Genomic DNA, 16,949 nt, shown 5'->3' on the forward strand with positions numbered 1-16,949 from the left:
CGGGACTGCAAGCGAACCCAGGGACGGCGCAGGGTAAAGGGGGGACCGGTTCATGTCAGTCATCGAATTCGAAGACACGCCGCGGCCGAGGATTTACGCCCGCAATGTGTTGTGCAGCTGCCCGGAATGCGACGGCGATCTCACGGTGCTCCGCGTGATCAGCGGCCGCGCCGGATGCGAGTATTGGACCATGCGCTGCACCGATTGCGGCGGCATCCATCTCGACATCCTCGAACCGCGCCGGGCAGCCGGGGACGAGGGGCCGGTGCCGGCGGCGTAATCTTTCCGGCCTGCTGCCAACCTGCTGTCAGCATGCTGACCCAGGACGGGCATTCGCTCTTTATTGCGAGGCGGACTCGCCCCATATTCGGTGCATGGCGAAGAAACCTGCATCCTCCGATAAATCCGGCAAATCCCCCAAGGCCAAGGCCCCCAACTCGAAGGCGCCAAATTCCAAGGCGTCACGTCCTGACGTGCAGCCGATCGGGCCGGCGCTGGCCGATCTGCTCAATCCCGCGATCAATCGCGGCGATGCCGGGCTTGGGTCGGGTACCGGGCTCCAGCCGCCGCCGGACAATTCGCGCGACCGCCGCTCCGGCGGCGAGGCCGCCGCGCATCGGGCACGGGCGTCGACCCCGAGAGAGTTTCCGCAGGATACGGCCAGGACTCATGCCAGGCCGATGCCGCTGCGGCCGAATCCGCAGCCGCCGGGGGCCCGCGACGCCGGCTTCGACGAGGCACCGCAAGCCAATTACGGAACCGCGGCCACGATCCCGACGCTCGATCCGGAACTGGCCCGTCAGCTTGGACTTCCGACTGAAGAGGACGATGCCGAAGCGCTGGCGCGTCCGCCGCGCAGCAAGATGGAGGCGCTCGGCGTCAAGGCAACGGCGGATGCGCTGGACGCGCTGATCCGCGATGGCCGGCCGGAGTTCCGCAAGGACGACGGTTCGACGCAGGTGTGGACGCCGCATCGGCCACCCCGCCCGGAAAAGTCCGAAGGCGGCGTGCGCTTCGAGCTCAAGTCCCACTATGAGCCGCGCGGCGACCAGCCGACCGCGATCGCCGAGCTGGTCGAAGGCATCCAGCGCCACGACCGCACCCAGGTGCTGCTCGGCGTCACCGGCTCGGGCAAGACCTACACCATGGCGCAGGTGATCGAGAAGACGCAACGGCCCGCCATCATCCTGGCACCGAACAAAACGCTCGCCGCCCAGCTCTATGGCGAGTTCAAGAGCTTCTTCCCCGACAATGCGGTCGAGTATTTCGTCAGCTATTACGACTACTACCAGCCCGAGGCCTATGTGCCGCGGACCGACACCTATATCGAGAAGGATTCGTCGATCAACGAGCAGATCGACCGCATGCGCCACTCCGCGACACGCGCGCTGCTCGAACGCGACGACGTCATCATCGTCGCGTCGGTGTCCTGCATCTACGGTATCGGCTCGGTCGAGACCTACACCGCAATGACGTTTGCGCTGAAGAAGGGCGAGCGCATCGACCAGCGCCAGCTCATCGCCGACCTCGTCGCCCTCCAATACAAGCGCACCCAGGCCGATTTTACCCGCGGCACCTTTCGCGTGCGCGGCGATGTCATCGACATTTTTCCGGCCCACTATGAGGACCGTGCCTGGCGCGTGAACCTGTTCGGCGACACCGTCGAGAACATCGAGGAATTCGACCCGCTCACCGGCCACAAGCAGGACGAGCTCGAATTCATCAAGATCTACGCCAATTCGCATTATGTGACGCCGCGCCCGACGCTGGTGCAGGCGATCAAGTCGATCAAATCCGAATTGAAGATGCGGCTCGACCAGCTTCATGACCAGGGCCGCCTGCTGGAAGCACAGCGGCTGGAGCAGCGCACCACCTTCGACATCGAGATGATGGAGGCGACCGGAAGCTGTGCCGGCATCGAGAATTATTCGCGCTATCTCACCGGGCGCCTGCCCGGCGAGCCGCCGCCGACGCTGTTTGAATACGTCCCCGACAACGCACTGGTGTTCGCCGACGAGAGCCACGTCACCGTGCCGCAAATCGGCGGCATGTTCCGCGGCGACTTCCGCCGCAAGGCGACGCTGGCCGAATATGGCTTCCGTTTGCCGTCGTGCATGGACAACCGCCCGCTGCGCTTCGAGGAGTGGGACATGATGCGGCCGCAGACGGTCGCGGTGTCGGCGACGCCGAGCGGCTGGGAGTTGAACGAGAGCGGCGGCGTGTTCGTCGAGCAGGTGATCCGCCCGACCGGACTTATTGATCCTCCGGTTAATATTCGTCCGGCCCGCACCCAGGTTGACGACCTCGTCGGCGAGGTCCGCGCCACCGCGCTGGCCGGCTATCGCTCGCTGATCACGGTTCTCACAAAACGCATGGCGGAGGATCTCACCGAATATCTGCACGAGCAGGGCATTCGCGTGCGCTACATGCACTCGGACATCGACACCATCGAACGCATCGAGATCATCCGCGATTTGCGCCTCGGCGCGTTCGACGCGCTGGTCGGCATCAACCTGCTCCGCGAAGGCCTCGACATTCCCGAATGCGCGCTGGTCGCGATTTTGGATGCCGACAAGGAAGGCTTCTTGCGCAGCGAGACCTCGCTGGTTCAAACCATCGGCCGCGCCGCGCGCAACGTCGACGGCAAGGTGATCCTCTACGCCGACCAGATGACGGGGTCGATGGAACGCGCCATCGCGGAAACCAACCGGCGCCGCGAAAAGCAGGCCGAGTACAACACCGCCCACGGCATCACGCCGGAGAGCGTCAAGAAGTCGATCGGCGACATCATGAACAGCGTCTACGAGCGCGATCACGTGCTGGTCGAGGTCGGCGGTCACGACATGACCGACGACATCATCTCGATCGGCCACAATTTCGAAGCCGTGCTCGGCGATTTGGAAACAAGGATGCGCGAGGCCGCCGCCGATCTGAACTTCGAGGAAGCCGCGCGCCTGCGCGACGAGGTCAAGCGCCTGCGCGCCACCGAGCTCGCCGTGGTCGACGACCCCACCGTCAAGCAGCGCACGGTGCAGGGCAAGGCCGGTGCTTATGCGGGAGCGAAGAAATACGGCGACGCCGCAAACCTGCCCGTCAGCGCCATGAAGAAAAAGACCGTGAGCTCCGCGCTGAAGGCGAGCGGCGGCGGCAGCGGCTCGAAGGTGCACAAGCCGCATCTCGACGAGATGCACGGCCCGGAATCGCTGCCCTACCGCGCAGACCGCGCGCCGCCGTCAAAGCCGTTCGGTGGCGAGAGCCGCATCATCCAGCCGACGGACTCGAAGCAGTCGGGGCCGGAATTCGGGCCATCGCCGCGCTCGAGCGGAGGGGCGCCGGGGCATAGAGGTGGGTGGAAGAAGAGGTAGGGAGCGTAGAGCCGCCGGCACCGCACGTGATTATAGATTCCAGGCTCGCCGGCGCCCTAGAATGAGGACAACGCCCCCTCACCCCGCGATCGTCGTCAGCAGCGACAGCAGCAGCACTGACGCCACCAGTTGCACCGACGTCGTGGCTTTGCGCGCCAGCGGGCAATTTTTTCGGAGAATGACAGGCCGGCGTCGAAGAACTGCGCTTCATAGCCGTTCTTGAAGTGCCTCGGGAATGCCGAGCCGACCGAGACGGCGAAGATGCTGTAGAAGACCGACGCCAACGCGATGGTGAGCACGGGACTGCTGCCGCGGTAGTCTCCTAGCAGCTTCATCATCAGTGAAGCGGCGGCGAAGATCGGGAAGCCCTGTAGGATTGTGGTGAGCGCAAAGCCTTCGAGCCAGTTGAGCGAGCCGGATTTCGACGCGGTGATGAAGGGCATGATGCGATCACCCCACGCTCGCCGTCACTACCGCCATCACCGACAGCAGCAGCACGATGGTCATGAGCTGGAGCGAGGCGACCGGGCTGGGTGCGCCACGCGGTGATCTTGTCGGCGAGCGACAAATGGGCCTCGAAGGACTTTGGCTCGTAGATGGTCTTGAACATAGATGGTCTTGAACAAGGCCGGGAAGCTCGGCCCCAGGGTCACCGCAAGCAGTGCATGGGCGAGCGAGGCGATGGCGACGAAGATGGCGACGCCGGGATCGCCGACGAGGTCGTGGTTGCCGACCAGCTTGAGCAGGAAGGCGGCGGCGGCGAAGGTCGGGAAGCTCTGCAGCGTCGCGGTCAGCGCGAGGCCTTCGAGCGCGTTGTGCAGGCTGGACTTTCTGACGGTGGCGAGGGCCGCCATGGCACGTCTTCCTGATGACATGGGGAGGACGTTAGCTGCGCTGTGTGAGGCATGATGTGAGACGGGTCACGCTGGTTCGGCGGACGGTGCTTTCCGCCTCGCCCCGCAAGCAGGGCGAGGGAGTGGACCGCCGATGCGGCGGCGGGGTCGCCGTCTCTAAATGACAGGACTACAGCTTGCCCTGCCCGTTCACCTGGCTCTGCCGCGGCCGCTGCCTCTCCTGCTCTTGCTGCTCTTTCGCGTGGTGGCGGCCGTAGAGGCAGCCGGCGGCAGCGCCGAGGACGCCGTGATGGCCGGCATAATGGCCGGCGACGCCACCGACGACGGCGCCCTTGATGCAGCCTTTGGCATCGGCGGCAGAGGTCGCTCCCAGCATGAGAAGTGCGGCGGCGATGGCTGCGAGCGATTTCATGGATCGATGTCTCCGGATGCGGTGTCGGCCTTTCAACGAGCGCGGGCGCGTCGCGGTTCCATAAGCGTGAGGCCTCATGGTGTTGTGCGTTCGTACAAGGCTTCGCGCGCCATGCAGCCGAACGCGGTATGAACTTGTGCAGGCGCCAGGCCGCTCAACCCCTAAATTGCAGCCATGAACCTGGCATTGCGCTTGCGCGTCATATCATCTGCAACATCCCTGTGGTGTTGCGGATTGCCGGTGTCCGAGGCCGCGCGTTAGCTTTGCGCGCAAACTCCACACGGCCAATGAGGGACGGGCGGAATGACAGTCGAGAAGCTCAATCGGCAGCGCGTGCTGCATCTGCTCGATGCCATCGCCGGCAGCGACCTCCAGGCCGCGCTGTCGTGCTGCACCGACGACGTCGACTTCCTCACCCACGCGCCAATCGACGTGCTGCCGCACATGGGTCCCTGCCATGGCAAGAAGGAACTTGGCGAATTCTGGCGCACCGTGCAGGAGCGATACGCCGAGATCCGCTACGAGGTGCCGCAGATCGTCGCCGAAGGCGACACGGTCGCCGCCTATCTGCGCGTATTCTTCAGGAAGCGCAGCAACGACCGCATCATTCAGGTCGACATGGCCGTGTTCTACACTTTCCGCAACGGCCAGGTGGCGCAGATCCGGGAGATCATCGATTCCTTCGACCTGGTGCAGCAGGTGCTGGAACGTGAGATCGGCCCGCTGATCGTGGGCGAGCGGGTGGACAGGGCGTAGTTCTCTCTCCGACCGGCCGGACCGGTAAACTACGGGGTCTACTGCAAATCCCACAAACCGGGATCAATTGTGCATTGCGAAAACGTGAATTGCGTTTTGGCCGAAATGGCGTATTTTGTTCGTATACAAATGAGTAGGGCGACCCCGCGGCATCTTTCCTGTGTGCTTGGGGTGGTTTTTTGTTTTTCGCAAGCCAGCTTCAGGACTGCCCAAAATGACAGAGCACAGTCTCTGGCGTTTCTCGCGTGCGTTACACCGCGCGATCAACGACCGGCATTTCGAGGACATCGAGGCCCTGATCGACGAGGACGTCGAATGGGCGCTGTACGGCCCGATCGACATGTTTCCGTTCCTCGGCGCACGCCAGGGCAAGGACGCCGTGCTCGAGGTCATCCGCCAGCTCGCCGACAATTTCCAGGTCCGCCGCTTCGACCGCGAGAGCATCATGCTCGGCGTCGATTCCGCGGCGTCGATGCTGCGCTATTCGCTGACCGCGCTGGATTCCAGCAAGCCGATCAGCTTGCGGGTCGCGCAGTTCGCGCAATTCAGGGCGGGCAAGCTCACCAGCATGCGCGTGCTGATCGACACGTTTGATTTGGTCGAGCAGGCACTCGGCCGCGCCATTCATCTGCCGAAGATGACCAGCGTCGGCTGAAAGGGACACCAACGGGCCCCGCTGTTCGGGACCGATGGCTGATGCTCCCCGCGACACGTCCTGGCCTCCAGCCCCGCCCGGATGCAATCGTGGAGAAGCTCGTCATCGGGCGCGCGCCTTTTGCGCGGCCCGTTGGTTCGCGGTTGATGGAACCGCCACAATTTCGCAACGATGGTTCCGCATTCTCAGCGTGAACTGGGCTGACGGGCAGGACGATGGAATTCGCGACGGGTTTTGGCTGGACCAGGCTGCCGGTGCTGGCGGCCGCGTTCATTTTGGGATCGGTGCTGACGGTTTCGGCGCAGATCATTCCGCTCACGGCCGCAGTGCCCGACGAGGACGCCGAGGCGGCGGAGGCCCCCGACGTCAACGACCCCGACGTGCTCCGCAGTATCGACATCGACAAGCTCGACTGGGGCCAGCTCGCGATCGACGCCGGCACGCTCAACGACATCATTGCCGCCAAGAAGCGCGCGCAGGCCGCCGCCAAGGACGGGCTGAACTGGGCGACGAACGCCAACGCCAACGGCTCCTCGGCGGTGACGGTGAAGCAGTCGGTATCCTCGTTCTGGGACGCCCGTATCGGCGCCGACATGACGGTGACGAACGAGCCGCGGACGATGTCCGAGCTCCTGGCACAGAAGGCCACCAATGGCGGCAGCGTCCCTCAGTCATCCGGCAGCGCCTGGGCGGCCGCGACCGCGCCGGGCGCGGGCGCGATCTGGGACAAGACCGCGGTGGAAGCCCGCGTCGACCCCGGCGCCGAACAGAGCAAGCTCGGAGCGTCGCTGACCAAGTCGGTGCCGCTGTCGAACGACACGTCGCTGACACTCCAGAACGGCTACAGCGTCAACCAGCAGGGCACCACCGCGCTCCCCGGCGTCGGCGGCCACATCACGCGCAATTACGAGACCGACCAGTCGGCCAAGGTCACCATCATCGACACCGGCACCAGCATCACCGCGGGCCAGTCGCTGTCGACCACCGACGACAAATGGCTGCGCAAGGTCGGCGCCGAGCAAAAGCTGTTCGACAACGTCACCGTCTCCGGCTCGGTCGGCGAGACCTCGCAAGGGGCGATCAACAAGAGCCTGACGGCGGGTTTCAAGAAGAGCTGGTAGCTGAGCGCCCGGATCCCTCCCCGCGAGCGGCGTTCAGACTCTCGTAACCATACGCCACGGCAAAACCCCCGAATGGACCACCCTTGCCGCACCTCGGCCAAGTTGCCGCCAAAATCCGACGCCCTAGTCCACTGACCGACGTCGTCGTGCGGGGGACACTCGCGCTGCGCTCAACGCGAACAGGGGAATAACGATGAACGCCATGCGTCCGGAAAAGACCGAAACCACCGAGACCGAGACCATCGACACCAACCTCGCCGCAGTGACGGAAGTCGAAGCCGGCATCCGTGACTTCGTCCGCAACGACATCGCCTATCTGCGCCGTCCCGCAGCGACCGCCACGGACGCGCCGCCGCTCGATCCGAGCGCGGAGGCCACCGTCACCAACGTCAATTCGCTGATCCAGCGCGTCGCCGGCACCTCGCTCGCCGAGATCGAGAATTTGATCTCCGAGCTCGAGAGCTTGCGCGACCTGCTCCACGCCGAAGGCCAGCGCGTCCAGCGCGAGATCTCCGGCTACGCTCAGCTCAGCCAAGCCGCGATGAAGTCGACCCGCATGATCGCCGACAACGTCTCGCAGTGGAAGCGCGCCGCCGACGGCCTGCGCAACAGCTGATCGCTGGCATCACGCATCACCAGCCGCCGCGTTCCGAAAGGGACGTGGCGGTTTTGATTCGTGGGGTCTCGTGCCCCGGACGCGGCGCGGCACGCAGTGACGCGCCGCAGAGCCGGGGCCCATACCAATACGGAGCGCGCGTCGCGATGGGTCCCGGCTCTGCGCAGCAACGCAAGAGCGCTGCGGCGCGTCCGGGACACGAGACCAGTTCCCCGATTTGAACTTTCCACCTCTCCCTGGCGACCAATGCCGAGCGCCCGCACCCTGCGGCCGGGCCGGGGAAATTTCATGGAAAGCATTCGGCCCGACAACACGGACCCGATACCGCTGCGGCCGGCGCCGAACCAGTTCGGCACGATCATGCTGCGTTTTGTCGGATTGCTGGCGGTTGCGATCGCCATATTGGCGTTCGTCTATAGCCGCTGAAAGCGGAGGCCGCGTTGCGGCCCGCGGAGTTAACGAACTCTTAACGGCTCGCGTCGACGCTCGAGGCTTCCAGGGTGTAGCCGCCATCGGCATAGCCCTTCACCACCATGCCGGCGACCAGCATCACGGCCAGCGTCGCGGTAGCAAAGATGAATCCGACCAGCTTGAGTGCGCCGCGGTCTGCCATGGTCCTCTGTCCCCTGTACTCTGCCCAGATCGATCAAATAGACAGCGACAGGTTCATAATTGGTTAGCAACTCGATGGTTCCGCCAACTGCTTCGCGGGAAAACCATGTTGCGCAGGCTTATGGCAGCCACCTGGAATCGCGTCCATAGCGCGGGGGCAACACTCGCACGCTGTTTTCGCCGTTCATCCTGGAACGAATCTAACCGCCCGGCACGCGCATCGGCACGAAGGCGCTCGCGGTGATGGCGTAGACTTCCTCGCCGCGCTGGTTGGTGCCGGTGGTGCGGGCGGTCAAGATGCCCCAGCCGGGACGCGAGGCCGAGCTGCGCTTGTCGATGACGACGTTGGCGTAGGCAACGGTGTCACCGGCGAGCACCGGCCGGATCCAGCGCAGATCGCGAAAGCCCGGCGACGGACCCCACACCGCGATCTCCTCGCCGCGCGAAGCGGCCTCACGCGCCAAACGCTGGCCGTCCGCGACAAGCAGGCTCATACAGGCCGAGCCGACATGCCAGCCCGAGGCCGCGAGCCCGCCGAACAGCGAGTTCTTGCCCTCCTCCTCGTCGAGGTGAAAACGTTGGGGATCGAACTTCGCGGCGAACGCCTTGATGGAGTCCGCCGTGAAATTGTAGGCGCCGATCTCGCGACGATGGCCGATCTCGATGTCCTCGAAGAACCGCATCAAACCGCCCCTTCGCGCCGCTTGATCAGGATCGGCGAGGTCATCTCACACAGCGCCTGCCGCGCCGCGTTACGCACGGTGCATTTGAACTTGACGATGCCGAGCTCGGAGCGGCTCCTGGAGGTACGCGCTTCCAGCACGTCGACGTCGAGCATGAGGTCGTCGCCGGGTCTCAGCGGCGACAGCCAACGCACCTCGTCCACGCCGGGCGAACCCAGCGAGGCGACGCGGGTGATAAAGCCGTCGGCCATCATTCGCATCATCAGCGAACAGAGGTGCCAGCCCGAGCCGGACAAGCCGCGCAGCATGCTCTTGCTCGCCGCGTCCTCATCGAGGTGCATCGGCTGCGGATCGAACTCGGCGGCGAAAGCCAGGATCTCGTCGCGGGTGACATGGCGCGGGCCGAATGTTCCGAACCGGCCGGGCGGAAAATCTTCGAAGGTCAGGGTCATCTTGGGAAAGCTTTGAGGGAATGACAGATTGTGGCCGCACTTTGCGGCAATCTCAACCCGCCGGCCCGCATGGCTCGTGCTACATTCGACGAGTCGGGCCGGACCCGCCTTTTGGTCAATTGACGCGGCGGGGGCGCGATTCGCCCGGGGGAAAGAGATGTTTTCATTCAGCGACCTGTTTCAGTGGGACCGCTTTATCACGCCGACGATCATCAAGACCTTTTACTGGCTGGTGATCGCGCTGATCTGCCTGTTCGGCCTCTCCGGCATCTTCTCCGGCCTCGCGATGATGGCGATCAGCCCGTTCGGCGGTTTCCTGATGCTGCTGTCGTCGATCGCGAGCGTCGTCGTCGGCATCGTGTTCTCGCGCATCGTCGCGGAGCTGATCCTGATCATCTTCCGCATCAACGAGCATCTCGGCGCGATCCGGGACCAGGGCGGCGGATTGCGGTAGGGCTTCCGTGTTCCCGGACGCGGCGCGGCATGAAATGACGCGACGCAGAGCCGGGACCCATGCATCTCCAATCAAGACTCCTGGGCCCCCGCTCTGCAGCGTTCCGCTGAAGAAGCGCTGCGCTGCGTCCGGGGCACGAACTCCAGAATCTTACGTATTAAACCTGAAATGCATCACGTCGCCGTCCGCGACGACGTATTCCTTGCCTTCGAGGCGCAGCTTGCCGGCATCGCGGGCACCGGCTTCGCCGTTGAGCGCGACATAGTCCTCATACGCAATGGTCTCGGCGCGAATAAAACCCTTCTCGAAGTCGGTGTGGATCACACCGGCCGCACCCGGCGCCTTGGTGCCGCGATAGATGGTCCAGGCGCGCGCTTCCTTCGGGCCCACCGTGAAATAGGTGATGAGGTCGAGCAGCGTATAGCCGGCGCGGATCAGGCGATCGAGGCCGGCCTCTTCGAGACCCAGCGTCTCCAGGAAGTCGGCGCGTTCGTCACGTGAAATGGTGGCAACCTCGGATTCGATTTTTGCCGAGATGACGACGGCAATGGCGCCTTCCTTGGCAGCCTGCTCCTGCACCGCCTTCGAGAACGAATTGCCGGTCGCGGCCGAGCCTTCCTCGACGTTGCAAACGTAGAGCACAGGCTTGGACGACAGCAGGCCGAGCATCCCGAAAGCGCGCTCCTCCTCCGCCTTGCGCTCAACGAGGCGCGCGGGCTTGCCCTCGCGCAGCAGCACCAGCGTGCGATTGACGAGGTCGAGCTGCTCCTTGGCGTCCTTGTCGTTGCCCTTGGCCTTCTTGGAGAGATTGTCGACGCGCTTCTCGAGGCTGTCGAGATCGGCGAGCATCAGCTCGGTCTCGATGGTCTCGATGTCGGCGAGCGGGGCGATCTTGCCTTCGACATGGGTGATGTCGGAGTCTTCAAAGCAGCGCACGACATGCGCGACGGCGTCGACCTCGCGGATGGTGGCCAGGAATTGATTGCCGAGGCCTTCACCCTTGGACGCACCGCGCACGAGGCCGGCGATGTCAACGAAGGTCAGCCGGGTCGGGATGATCTGCGCCGATTTGGCGATCGCCGACAGCTTGTCGAGCCGCGGATCCGGCACCGCGACCTCGCCGACATTCGGCTCGATCGTGCAGAACGGATAGTTCGCCGCCTGCGCCGCGGCCGTCTCGGTCAGCGCATTGAACAAGGTCGATTTGCCGACATTGGGCAATCCGACGATCCCGCATTTAAATCCCACGAGCGTTATTCCTTGCCGTTGTCGTCCTTGGTCAAAAATCCCTTCGCCTGCATGGCGAGATGCACCCTGTTGGCGAAGGTCGCGTCCGTGCCTTTGGCAACCAGTGCCGCGTGCTCGGCCACCGCGTCGCAGAGCGTCGCCACCCAGTCGTTGTCGGCCTTGGCGAAGTCCGACAGCACGTGGCCGTGCACCAGTTCCTTGACGCCGGGATGACCGATGCCGAGCCGCACCCGGCGGTACTCGTTGCCGATATGCGCCGAGATCGAGCGCAGGCCGTTGTGGCCGGCGATGCCGCCGCCGACCTTCACCCGCACCTTGCCCGGCGGCAGTTCGAGCTCGTCATGGAATACGGTGACGTCGCCCGGTGCGATCTTGAAGAAGCTTGCCGCTTCCTGAACGCTGCGGCCGGAATCGTTCATGTAAGTCGCCGGCTTGAGCAGGATCACGCGCTCAGTACCGAGCGTGCCTTCCGAGGTCTCGCCTTGAAACCTGCGGCGCCAAGGCGCGAAACCGTGACGCCGCGCGATCTCGTCGACGGCCATGAAGCCGACATTGTGCCGGTTACGTGCGAATTTCGGGCCGGGATTGCCGAGCCCAACAAAGAGTCGCATGACGCGGCGCGCCCCTCGCTCGGCGCGCGGTCAGAGACCGCGCGCCGGCTTTGAGAGATTACTTCTTCTTGTCGCCGCCGGCGGGAGCCTTGGCAGCGGGAGCTTTGGCAGCCGCTGCCGGAGCAGCACCCGCAGCAGGAGCGGCAGCACCGGCCGCCGGAGCAGCAGCACCCGCAGCCGGAGCAGCAGCCGCAGCCTTCTGCTCTTCGGCGTAGCCGGACGGCGGCACGATGGTCACAAGGGTCGCGTCCTCCGAGGTCAGCGCCTTCACACCGGCCGGCAGTTTGACGTCGGAGAGATGCAGCGAGTGGCCGATTTCGAGCGAACCGACATCAACCTCGATGAACTGCGGGATGTTCTCCACACCGCACTCGAGCTCGATCGCATGCGCAACGATGTTCACGGCGCCGCCGCGCTTCACGCCGGGCGAACCTTCAGCCTTCACCACGTGCAAGGGAACGCTGATGCGGATGGTGGCGCCTTCGCCGAGCCGCATGAAGTCGACGTGGATCGGGAAGTCCTTGACCGGATCGAGGTGGTAGTCGCGCGGAATCACGCGGTGCTTGTTGCCTTCGAGGTCGATGTCGACCAGCGTGGTCAGGAACCGGCCGGCAAGAATGCGCGTGCGCAGTTCGCGATCTTCGATCGAGATCGTCAGCGGGGGCTGGTTGTTGCCATAGATCACTCCGGGCACTCTCCCGGCGCGACGCTCAGCCCGGGCGGCCCCCTTGCCGCTCTTCGGACGTGCGGTCGCCTTCAATTCCTTGACGGTCGCCATAACGTTAAGTCCTTGTTTTTGCAAAAGTTAATGGGCCGCAAGGCGGCCCATGGCATACGCCGCAGCAAGCCTCCAGGGGTGCGGGGGCCGCGGACGTGGCGGGCTTTTACCCGGAAGATGCGGAAATGACAAGGAGAATGGGCCGCCGGTGAGGACCGGATAGACCGGATGGAGCGGCGAAACCCGGGAACTTCATGCCGCGGTTCGTTCCCGGTTGGCGCCTTAGCCGCCGAGCTTGGTTTCCAGCGCCACGATGCGGGCCTTCAGGGCCTCGTTCTCTTCGCGGGCGAGCCGGGCCATGTCCTTGACCGCCTCGAACTCCTCGCGCTTGACCAGGTCCATGTCGCGCAGGAATTTTTCGGCCTGGGTGCGCAACACGGTGTCGACCTCGCGCTTGACGCCCTGGGCGGCACCGGCGGCATCGTTCATCAGCCGGCCGATCTCGTCGAAAAACCGGTTGTTGGTCTGGGTCATGTCGGTCTCCTGGCGGCCTTCGATAACTCTGCGCGAACGCGCCGGGAGACAATGGCAATCCGTTTGGCCCGGTTCAAGGGCCGAGCGGCGGTATCCTTGTCATGCCCCGGTTTCCTTGCAATCGTATTCAACGTCGCTGCATAAGAAGAATCACAAAGGCGCTCGAGATGATCGACCAGCAGATCGCGATCCCCACCAAGGACGGTCACACCGCAACCTTCATCAGCCATCCCGAACGCGGCGGGCCGTTTCCGGTCATCCTGTTCTACATGGACGCGCCGGCGATCCGCGAAGAGCTGCGCGACATGGCGCGCCGGCTCGCGACATCGGGCTATTACGTGATGCTGCCGAACCTCTATTACCGCTCCGGCGTGATGGAGCTCGGCGCGTTGCCGGCCGATCCGAACGCGCCGGAGCGCAAGCGCATGTTCGCGCTGATGGGATCGCTCACGATCCCCATGATCATGGACGACACGCGCGCGCTGCTGACCTATGCCGAGGGCCAGGCGGCCGCTAACACCAAGCTGATCGGCACCGTCGGCTACTGCATGAGCGGCCGCTACGCCGTCAACGCCGCCACGCATTTCCCCGATTGCGTCAAGGCCGCCGCCTCGGTCTACGGCACGCAGCTCGCAACCGACCAGGACGACAGCCCGCATCTCGCGGCAGCCAAGACCAAAGCCGAGCTGTACTTCGCCTGCGCCGAGACCGACATCTACGCGCCTGCCGAGATCATCGAGAAGGTGAAGCAGGGCATGAGCGGCGCCAAAGCCGAGGTCGAGATCTATCCGGGCACCCATCACGGCTTCGCCTTCCCCAAGCGTCCGGTCTATGACCGCGACGCCGCCGAGCGGCATTGGGAGCGTCTGCTGGCGCTCTATCGCCGCAATCTCGTGTAGAACGGGATGGATCGATCTATCCGCGAGCTCGGTGCACCTCTCCCGCTTGCGGGGGAGGTCGGCGCGAAGCGCCGGGTGGGGGTTCTCTCCACACGGAGATTATCTCGAACGCGGAAACACCCTCACCCCAACCCTCTCCCGCAAGCGGGAGAGGGGGCGCAGCTCCAACGGGGCCGCTGCTTGCCCTTCACTCTGTAGAAGCAAGGCGCGATGCCCTTTCTGCTCATCGACTTTCCATCGTTCAGTCCGATCGCGATCGAGATCGGACCGTTCGCGATCCGCTGGTACGCGCTTGGCTATATCTGCGGGATCACCTTCGGTTGGCTCTATGCACGTGCACTGATCAAGAACGACAGGCTATGGGCCGGCACCTCGCCGATCAGTCTGCCGCAGATCGACGATTTCATCTTGTGGGTGACGCTCGGCATCATTCTCGGTGGCCGCACCGGTTATGTCCTGTTTTACAACCTGCCCTTCTTCGTCGAACATCCGGCTGCCATCTTCAAATTGTGGGAAGGCGGCATGGCCTTCCATGGCGGCTTCCTCGGATGCGTCGTGGCGGTGATGTGGTTCGCCTGGAAGAACGGCATCTCGATCCTGTCGCTCGGCGACATCACCTGCGGCGTTGCGCCGGTCGGGATTTTCCTGGTGCGGTTGACGAACTTCATCAATGGCGAGCTGTGGGGCCGCCCCGCCGACCCGAGCCTGCCCTGGGCCATGATCTTTCCGACCGGGGGTGACGTGCCGCGCCATCCGAGCCAACTTTACGAAGCGGGCATGGAGGGCCTCCTGCTCTTCATCGTCCTCGCCGTGATGATCCGCCGCGGCGCCTTGAAGCGGCCGGGGCTCATTCTCGGCAGCTTCATCCTGATCTACGGCCTGACCCGGATCATCGGCGAGCATTTCCGCGAACCGGACGTCCAGCTCGGTTACCTCTGGGGCGGATTAACCATGGGCATGCTGTTGTCGATCCCGATGCTTATTGTCGGCGGCATACTTATTGTATTGGCTATCAGGCGCGGTGCGCCCGAGCCCGCAGGGGCTATTCGTTAATTCGTTTTGAGAAGATAGGCCGTGACCGACCAGCCGTTACTCAACGAGATCAAGGCGCTGATCAAATCCTCAGGCCCCATGCCGGTCTGGCGGTACATGGAACTGTGCCTGATGCACCCGCGCTATGGCTATTACGTTTCGCGCGATCCCCTGGGACGAGAAGGCGACTTCACCACCGCGCCCGAGGTCAGCCAGATGTTCGGCGAGCTTTTGGGCCTGTGGACCGCCTCGGTGTGGAAGCAGATGGGCTCGCCGCAATTCCTGCGGCTGATCGAGCTCGGCCCCGGCCGCGGCACCATGATGGCGGATGCGCTGCGTGCGCTCCGCGTGCTGCCGCCGCTCTACCAGGCGCTTCACATCCACATGGTCGAGGTTAATCCCGTCCTGCGCGACCGGCAGAGTGCGACGCTGGCGGGCGTACGCAACATCGCCTGGCACGACAGCATCGACGACGTGCCTGAGGGACCGAGCATCATCCTCGCCAACGAATATTTCGACGTGCTGCCGATCCACCAGATGGTCCGTCACGAGAACGGCTGGCACGAGCGCGTGATCGAGGTCGACGCCAACGGAAAACTTCAGTTCGGCGCTGCGGCCGAACCGACGCCGCGCTTCGAGGTGCTGCTGCCGCCTCTGGTGCGCGCCGCGCCAGTCGGGGCCGTGTTCGAATGGCGGCCCGATGCGGAGGTTATGAAGCTCGCCAGCCGCGTGCGCGACCAGGACGGCGCGGCGCTGATCATCGACTACGGCCATCTGCGCAGCGATGCCGGCGACACCTTCCAGGCGATCGCGCGCCACACCTTTACCGATCCCCTGAAGGCACCGGGCCAGGCCGACGTCACCGCCCATGTCGACTTCCAGGCGCTGGCGCGCGCGGCCGAGGATGTCGGCGCCCACGTGCACGGCCCGGTGACGCAGGGCGATTTCCTCAAGCGCGTCGGCATCGAGACCCGTGCAGCCGCGCTGATGCAGAAGGCGACGCCTGATGTCGCCACCGACATTTCGATCGCGCTCAAGCGCCTGACCGATACCGGGCGCAGCGGCATGGGCTCGATGTTCAAGGTGCTCGGCATCTCCGAGCCGCGTCTGACCGGCCTTGCGGGCTTGAGCGATCTCGAACAGGCCAGGGGCGCGTCATGACGCTTGGCTCGTCGCTGCTGTCGGCGGTGCCCGGCCTGCGCCACGCCTTCTTCACCCGGGAGGGCGGCGTTTCACGCGGCATCTATTCGGCGCTGAACGGCGGGCTCGGCTCCAACGACGATCAGGCCCTTGTCGCAGAGAACCGCCGCCGCATGGCCGAGCATGTCGGCGTCGCGCCGGAACGCTTTCTCAGCCTGCACCAGATCCATTCGCCCGACGTGCGCGTCGCCGACACGCCGTGGCCCAGCGGGCCGCGGCCGAAGGGCGATGCGCTGGTGACGAAGGTGCCGGGCATCGCGCTTGGCGTCTCCACCGCCGATTGCGGACCGGTGCTGTTCGTCGATCCCAACGCGCGCGTGATCGGCGGCGCACATGCTGGCTGGAAGGGCGCCCTCACCGGCGTGCTGGAGGCGACGATCTCGGCGATGGAAAAGCTCGGCGCCTCGCGCAGCGGCATCATCGCCGCGATCGGCCCGTTAATCCGCCAGGACAGCTACGAGGTCGGTAACGAGTTCGTGGCCCGCTTCATCGAGGCGGATGCGGACAACGCCATGTTCTTCATCCCGTCGGTGCGCGAAGGCCACGCGATGTTCGACCTGGCCGGCTTCATCCGGAAACGTCTGGAAGCCGCGGGCATCCTGATGATCGACGATCTCGGCCTCGATACCTACGCCGACGAGCGCTTCTTCAGCTATCGCCGCTCGGTGCATCGCAAGGAGCCGGATTACGGCCGCCACGTTCACGCGATCGTGCTCGAAGGGTAGGC

At 64.6% G+C, this 16,949-nt stretch carries 22 protein-coding genes; 12 read left to right on the top strand and 10 right to left on the bottom strand.

Features of this window, described 5'->3' with window-relative positions; all coding sequences use genetic code 11:
- Positions 1-52 precede the first annotated feature (52 nt).
- Together ACVWW3_RS25500 and uvrB are read left to right on the top strand one after the other, a co-directional pair.
- Positions 53-280: a hypothetical protein gene (locus tag ACVWW3_RS25500; RefSeq protein ID WP_247447888.1), complete on the top strand. Its 228-nt coding sequence runs from the start codon at positions 53-55 to the stop codon at positions 278-280.
- A gap of 94 nt (positions 281-374) precedes the next feature.
- Positions 375-3,365: an excinuclease ABC subunit UvrB gene (uvrB, locus tag ACVWW3_RS25505; protein WP_456648276.1), complete on the top strand. Its 2,991-nt coding sequence runs from the start codon at positions 375-377 to the stop codon at positions 3,363-3,365.
- 95 nt (positions 3,366-3,460) lie between these two features.
- Here the strand turns inward: uvrB and ACVWW3_RS25510 are convergent, their stop codons facing one another.
- From ACVWW3_RS25510 to ACVWW3_RS25520, 3 genes are all read right to left on the bottom strand, one after another.
- A complete protein-coding gene (locus ACVWW3_RS25510; protein ID WP_456648275.1) occupies positions 3,461-3,808 on the bottom strand; it encodes a hypothetical protein in 348 nt (115 codons plus the stop codon).
- 60 nt (positions 3,809-3,868) lie between these two features.
- Positions 3,869-4,219, bottom strand: coding sequence for a hypothetical protein (locus tag ACVWW3_RS25515; RefSeq protein WP_456648274.1), 351 nt, complete (start codon positions 4,217-4,219; stop codon positions 3,869-3,871).
- Positions 4,220-4,388: 169 nt separating this feature from the next.
- Entirely contained in the window at positions 4,389-4,631 is a 243-nt protein-coding gene (locus ACVWW3_RS25520) for a hypothetical protein (protein WP_456648273.1), read from the bottom strand.
- A 303-nt stretch (positions 4,632-4,934) separates the two neighbouring features.
- Here ACVWW3_RS25520 and ACVWW3_RS25525 point away from each other — a divergent pair, with 303 nt between their 5' ends.
- The 5 genes from ACVWW3_RS25525 (at position 4,935) to ACVWW3_RS25545 (ending at position 8,205) form a co-directional block, all read left to right on the top strand.
- The gene (locus ACVWW3_RS25525; protein ID WP_456648272.1) at positions 4,935-5,387 is read left to right on the top strand and encodes a nuclear transport factor 2 family protein; all 453 of its coding nucleotides are present in this window, start codon (positions 4,935-4,937) and stop codon (positions 5,385-5,387) included.
- Between the two features lie 214 nt (positions 5,388-5,601).
- The gene (locus tag ACVWW3_RS25530; RefSeq protein WP_354107035.1) at positions 5,602-6,042 is read left to right on the top strand and encodes a nuclear transport factor 2 family protein; all 441 of its coding nucleotides are present in this window, start codon (positions 5,602-5,604) and stop codon (positions 6,040-6,042) included.
- Between the two features lie 215 nt (positions 6,043-6,257).
- A complete protein-coding gene (locus ACVWW3_RS25535) occupies positions 6,258-7,163 on the top strand; it encodes a hypothetical protein (RefSeq protein WP_456648271.1) in 906 nt (301 codons plus the stop codon).
- A 193-nt stretch (positions 7,164-7,356) separates the two neighbouring features.
- A complete protein-coding gene (locus ACVWW3_RS25540) occupies positions 7,357-7,779 on the top strand; it encodes a hypothetical protein (protein WP_007596788.1) in 423 nt (140 codons plus the stop codon).
- Positions 7,780-8,067: 288 nt separating this feature from the next.
- Positions 8,068-8,205 carry a hypothetical protein gene (locus ACVWW3_RS25545; RefSeq protein WP_187437467.1) on the top strand — a complete coding sequence of 46 codons (138 nt, stop codon included), beginning with the start codon at positions 8,068-8,070 and terminating at the stop codon, positions 8,203-8,205.
- A gap of 40 nt (positions 8,206-8,245) precedes the next feature.
- Here ACVWW3_RS25545 and ACVWW3_RS25550 read toward each other — a convergent pair whose 3' ends face one another.
- From ACVWW3_RS25550 to ACVWW3_RS25560, 3 genes are all read right to left on the bottom strand, one after another.
- Positions 8,246-8,392, bottom strand: a complete 147-nt coding sequence (locus tag ACVWW3_RS25550) for a hypothetical protein (protein WP_015688514.1) — start codon at positions 8,390-8,392, stop codon at positions 8,246-8,248.
- Positions 8,393-8,591: 199 nt separating this feature from the next.
- On the bottom strand, positions 8,592-9,074 hold the full coding sequence (locus ACVWW3_RS25555) for a MaoC family dehydratase (RefSeq protein WP_456648270.1): 483 nt from the start codon (positions 9,072-9,074) through the stop codon (positions 8,592-8,594).
- The gene (locus tag ACVWW3_RS25560; protein ID WP_456648269.1) at positions 9,074-9,526 is read right to left on the bottom strand and encodes a MaoC family dehydratase; all 453 of its coding nucleotides are present in this window, start codon (positions 9,524-9,526) and stop codon (positions 9,074-9,076) included. Before ACVWW3_RS25560 ends, ACVWW3_RS25555 begins: the two co-directional genes overlap by 1 nt.
- Before the next feature lie 157 nt (positions 9,527-9,683).
- Here ACVWW3_RS25560 and ACVWW3_RS25565 point away from each other — a divergent pair, with 157 nt between their 5' ends.
- Complete coding sequence (locus ACVWW3_RS25565; RefSeq protein WP_211381495.1) at positions 9,684-9,980, top strand: DUF4282 domain-containing protein; 297 nt, start codon at positions 9,684-9,686, stop codon at positions 9,978-9,980.
- Between the two features lie 150 nt (positions 9,981-10,130).
- Here ACVWW3_RS25565 and ychF read toward each other — a convergent pair whose 3' ends face one another.
- From ychF to ACVWW3_RS25585, 4 genes are all read right to left on the bottom strand, one after another.
- Positions 10,131-11,228: a redox-regulated ATPase YchF gene (gene ychF / locus ACVWW3_RS25570; protein ID WP_247353018.1), complete on the bottom strand. Its 1,098-nt coding sequence runs from the start codon at positions 11,226-11,228 to the stop codon at positions 10,131-10,133.
- Between the two features lie 5 nt (positions 11,229-11,233).
- On the bottom strand, positions 11,234-11,839 hold the full coding sequence (gene pth / locus ACVWW3_RS25575) for an aminoacyl-tRNA hydrolase (RefSeq protein ID WP_247353017.1): 606 nt from the start codon (positions 11,837-11,839) through the stop codon (positions 11,234-11,236).
- A gap of 58 nt (positions 11,840-11,897) precedes the next feature.
- The gene (locus ACVWW3_RS25580) at positions 11,898-12,617 is read right to left on the bottom strand and encodes a 50S ribosomal protein L25/general stress protein Ctc (RefSeq protein ID WP_456648268.1); all 720 of its coding nucleotides are present in this window, start codon (positions 12,615-12,617) and stop codon (positions 11,898-11,900) included.
- A gap of 222 nt (positions 12,618-12,839) precedes the next feature.
- Positions 12,840-13,091 carry an accessory factor UbiK family protein gene (locus ACVWW3_RS25585; RefSeq protein ID WP_456648267.1) on the bottom strand — a complete coding sequence of 84 codons (252 nt, stop codon included), beginning with the start codon at positions 13,089-13,091 and terminating at the stop codon, positions 12,840-12,842.
- A gap of 167 nt (positions 13,092-13,258) precedes the next feature.
- Here ACVWW3_RS25585 and ACVWW3_RS25590 point away from each other — a divergent pair, with 167 nt between their 5' ends.
- From ACVWW3_RS25590 to pgeF, 4 genes are all read left to right on the top strand, one after another.
- Positions 13,259-13,990: a dienelactone hydrolase family protein gene (locus ACVWW3_RS25590; RefSeq protein WP_456648266.1), complete on the top strand. Its 732-nt coding sequence runs from the start codon at positions 13,259-13,261 to the stop codon at positions 13,988-13,990.
- A gap of 210 nt (positions 13,991-14,200) precedes the next feature.
- Entirely contained in the window at positions 14,201-15,043 is an 843-nt protein-coding gene (gene lgt / locus ACVWW3_RS25595; protein WP_456648265.1) for a prolipoprotein diacylglyceryl transferase, read from the top strand.
- A gap of 21 nt (positions 15,044-15,064) precedes the next feature.
- Positions 15,065-16,183, top strand: a complete 1,119-nt coding sequence (locus tag ACVWW3_RS25600; RefSeq protein ID WP_456648264.1) for a class I SAM-dependent methyltransferase — start codon at positions 15,065-15,067, stop codon at positions 16,181-16,183.
- On the top strand, positions 16,180-16,947 hold the full coding sequence (gene pgeF / locus ACVWW3_RS25605) for a peptidoglycan editing factor PgeF (protein ID WP_247447854.1): 768 nt from the start codon (positions 16,180-16,182) through the stop codon (positions 16,945-16,947). The genes ACVWW3_RS25600 and pgeF overlap by 4 nt, the downstream gene beginning before the upstream one ends.
- Positions 16,948-16,949: the final 2 nt, after the last annotated feature.

The organism is Bradyrhizobium sp. LM2.9 (genome assembly GCF_054056555.1).

Excerpts from the sequence above, each read along its gene's own strand:
- ACVWW3_RS25500 (WP_247447888.1), top strand. The coding sequence starts at position 53 with ATGTCAGTCATCGAATTCGAAGACACGCCGCGGCCGAGGATTTACGCC.
- uvrB (WP_456648276.1), top strand. The coding sequence starts at position 375 with ATGGCGAAGAAACCTGCATCCTCCGATAAATCCGGCAAATCCCCCAAG.
- ACVWW3_RS25510 (WP_456648275.1), bottom strand. The coding sequence starts at position 3,808 with ATGCCCTTCATCACCGCGTCGAAATCCGGCTCGCTCAACTGGCTCGAA.
- ACVWW3_RS25515 (WP_456648274.1), bottom strand. The coding sequence starts at position 4,219 with ATGGCGGCCCTCGCCACCGTCAGAAAGTCCAGCCTGCACAACGCGCTC.
- ACVWW3_RS25520 (WP_456648273.1), bottom strand. The coding sequence starts at position 4,631 with ATGAAATCGCTCGCAGCCATCGCCGCCGCACTTCTCATGCTGGGAGCG.
- ACVWW3_RS25525 (WP_456648272.1), top strand. The coding sequence starts at position 4,935 with ATGACAGTCGAGAAGCTCAATCGGCAGCGCGTGCTGCATCTGCTCGAT.
- ACVWW3_RS25530 (WP_354107035.1), top strand. The coding sequence starts at position 5,602 with ATGACAGAGCACAGTCTCTGGCGTTTCTCGCGTGCGTTACACCGCGCG.
- ACVWW3_RS25535 (WP_456648271.1), top strand. The coding sequence starts at position 6,258 with ATGGAATTCGCGACGGGTTTTGGCTGGACCAGGCTGCCGGTGCTGGCG.
- ACVWW3_RS25540 (WP_007596788.1), top strand. The coding sequence starts at position 7,357 with ATGAACGCCATGCGTCCGGAAAAGACCGAAACCACCGAGACCGAGACC.
- ACVWW3_RS25545 (WP_187437467.1), top strand. The coding sequence starts at position 8,068 with ATGGAAAGCATTCGGCCCGACAACACGGACCCGATACCGCTGCGGCCG.
- ACVWW3_RS25550 (WP_015688514.1), bottom strand. The coding sequence starts at position 8,392 with ATGGCAGACCGCGGCGCACTCAAGCTGGTCGGATTCATCTTTGCTACC.
- ACVWW3_RS25555 (WP_456648270.1), bottom strand. The coding sequence starts at position 9,074 with ATGCGGTTCTTCGAGGACATCGAGATCGGCCATCGTCGCGAGATCGGC.
- ACVWW3_RS25560 (WP_456648269.1), bottom strand. The coding sequence starts at position 9,526 with ATGACCCTGACCTTCGAAGATTTTCCGCCCGGCCGGTTCGGAACATTC.
- ACVWW3_RS25565 (WP_211381495.1), top strand. The coding sequence starts at position 9,684 with ATGTTTTCATTCAGCGACCTGTTTCAGTGGGACCGCTTTATCACGCCG.
- pth (WP_247353017.1), bottom strand. The coding sequence starts at position 11,839 with ATGCGACTCTTTGTTGGGCTCGGCAATCCCGGCCCGAAATTCGCACGT.
- ACVWW3_RS25580 (WP_456648268.1), bottom strand. The coding sequence starts at position 12,617 with ATGGCGACCGTCAAGGAATTGAAGGCGACCGCACGTCCGAAGAGCGGC.
- ACVWW3_RS25585 (WP_456648267.1), bottom strand. The coding sequence starts at position 13,091 with ATGACCCAGACCAACAACCGGTTTTTCGACGAGATCGGCCGGCTGATG.
- ACVWW3_RS25590 (WP_456648266.1), top strand. The coding sequence starts at position 13,259 with ATGATCGACCAGCAGATCGCGATCCCCACCAAGGACGGTCACACCGCA.
- lgt (WP_456648265.1), top strand. The coding sequence starts at position 14,201 with ATGCCCTTTCTGCTCATCGACTTTCCATCGTTCAGTCCGATCGCGATC.
- pgeF (WP_247447854.1), top strand. The coding sequence starts at position 16,180 with ATGACGCTTGGCTCGTCGCTGCTGTCGGCGGTGCCCGGCCTGCGCCAC.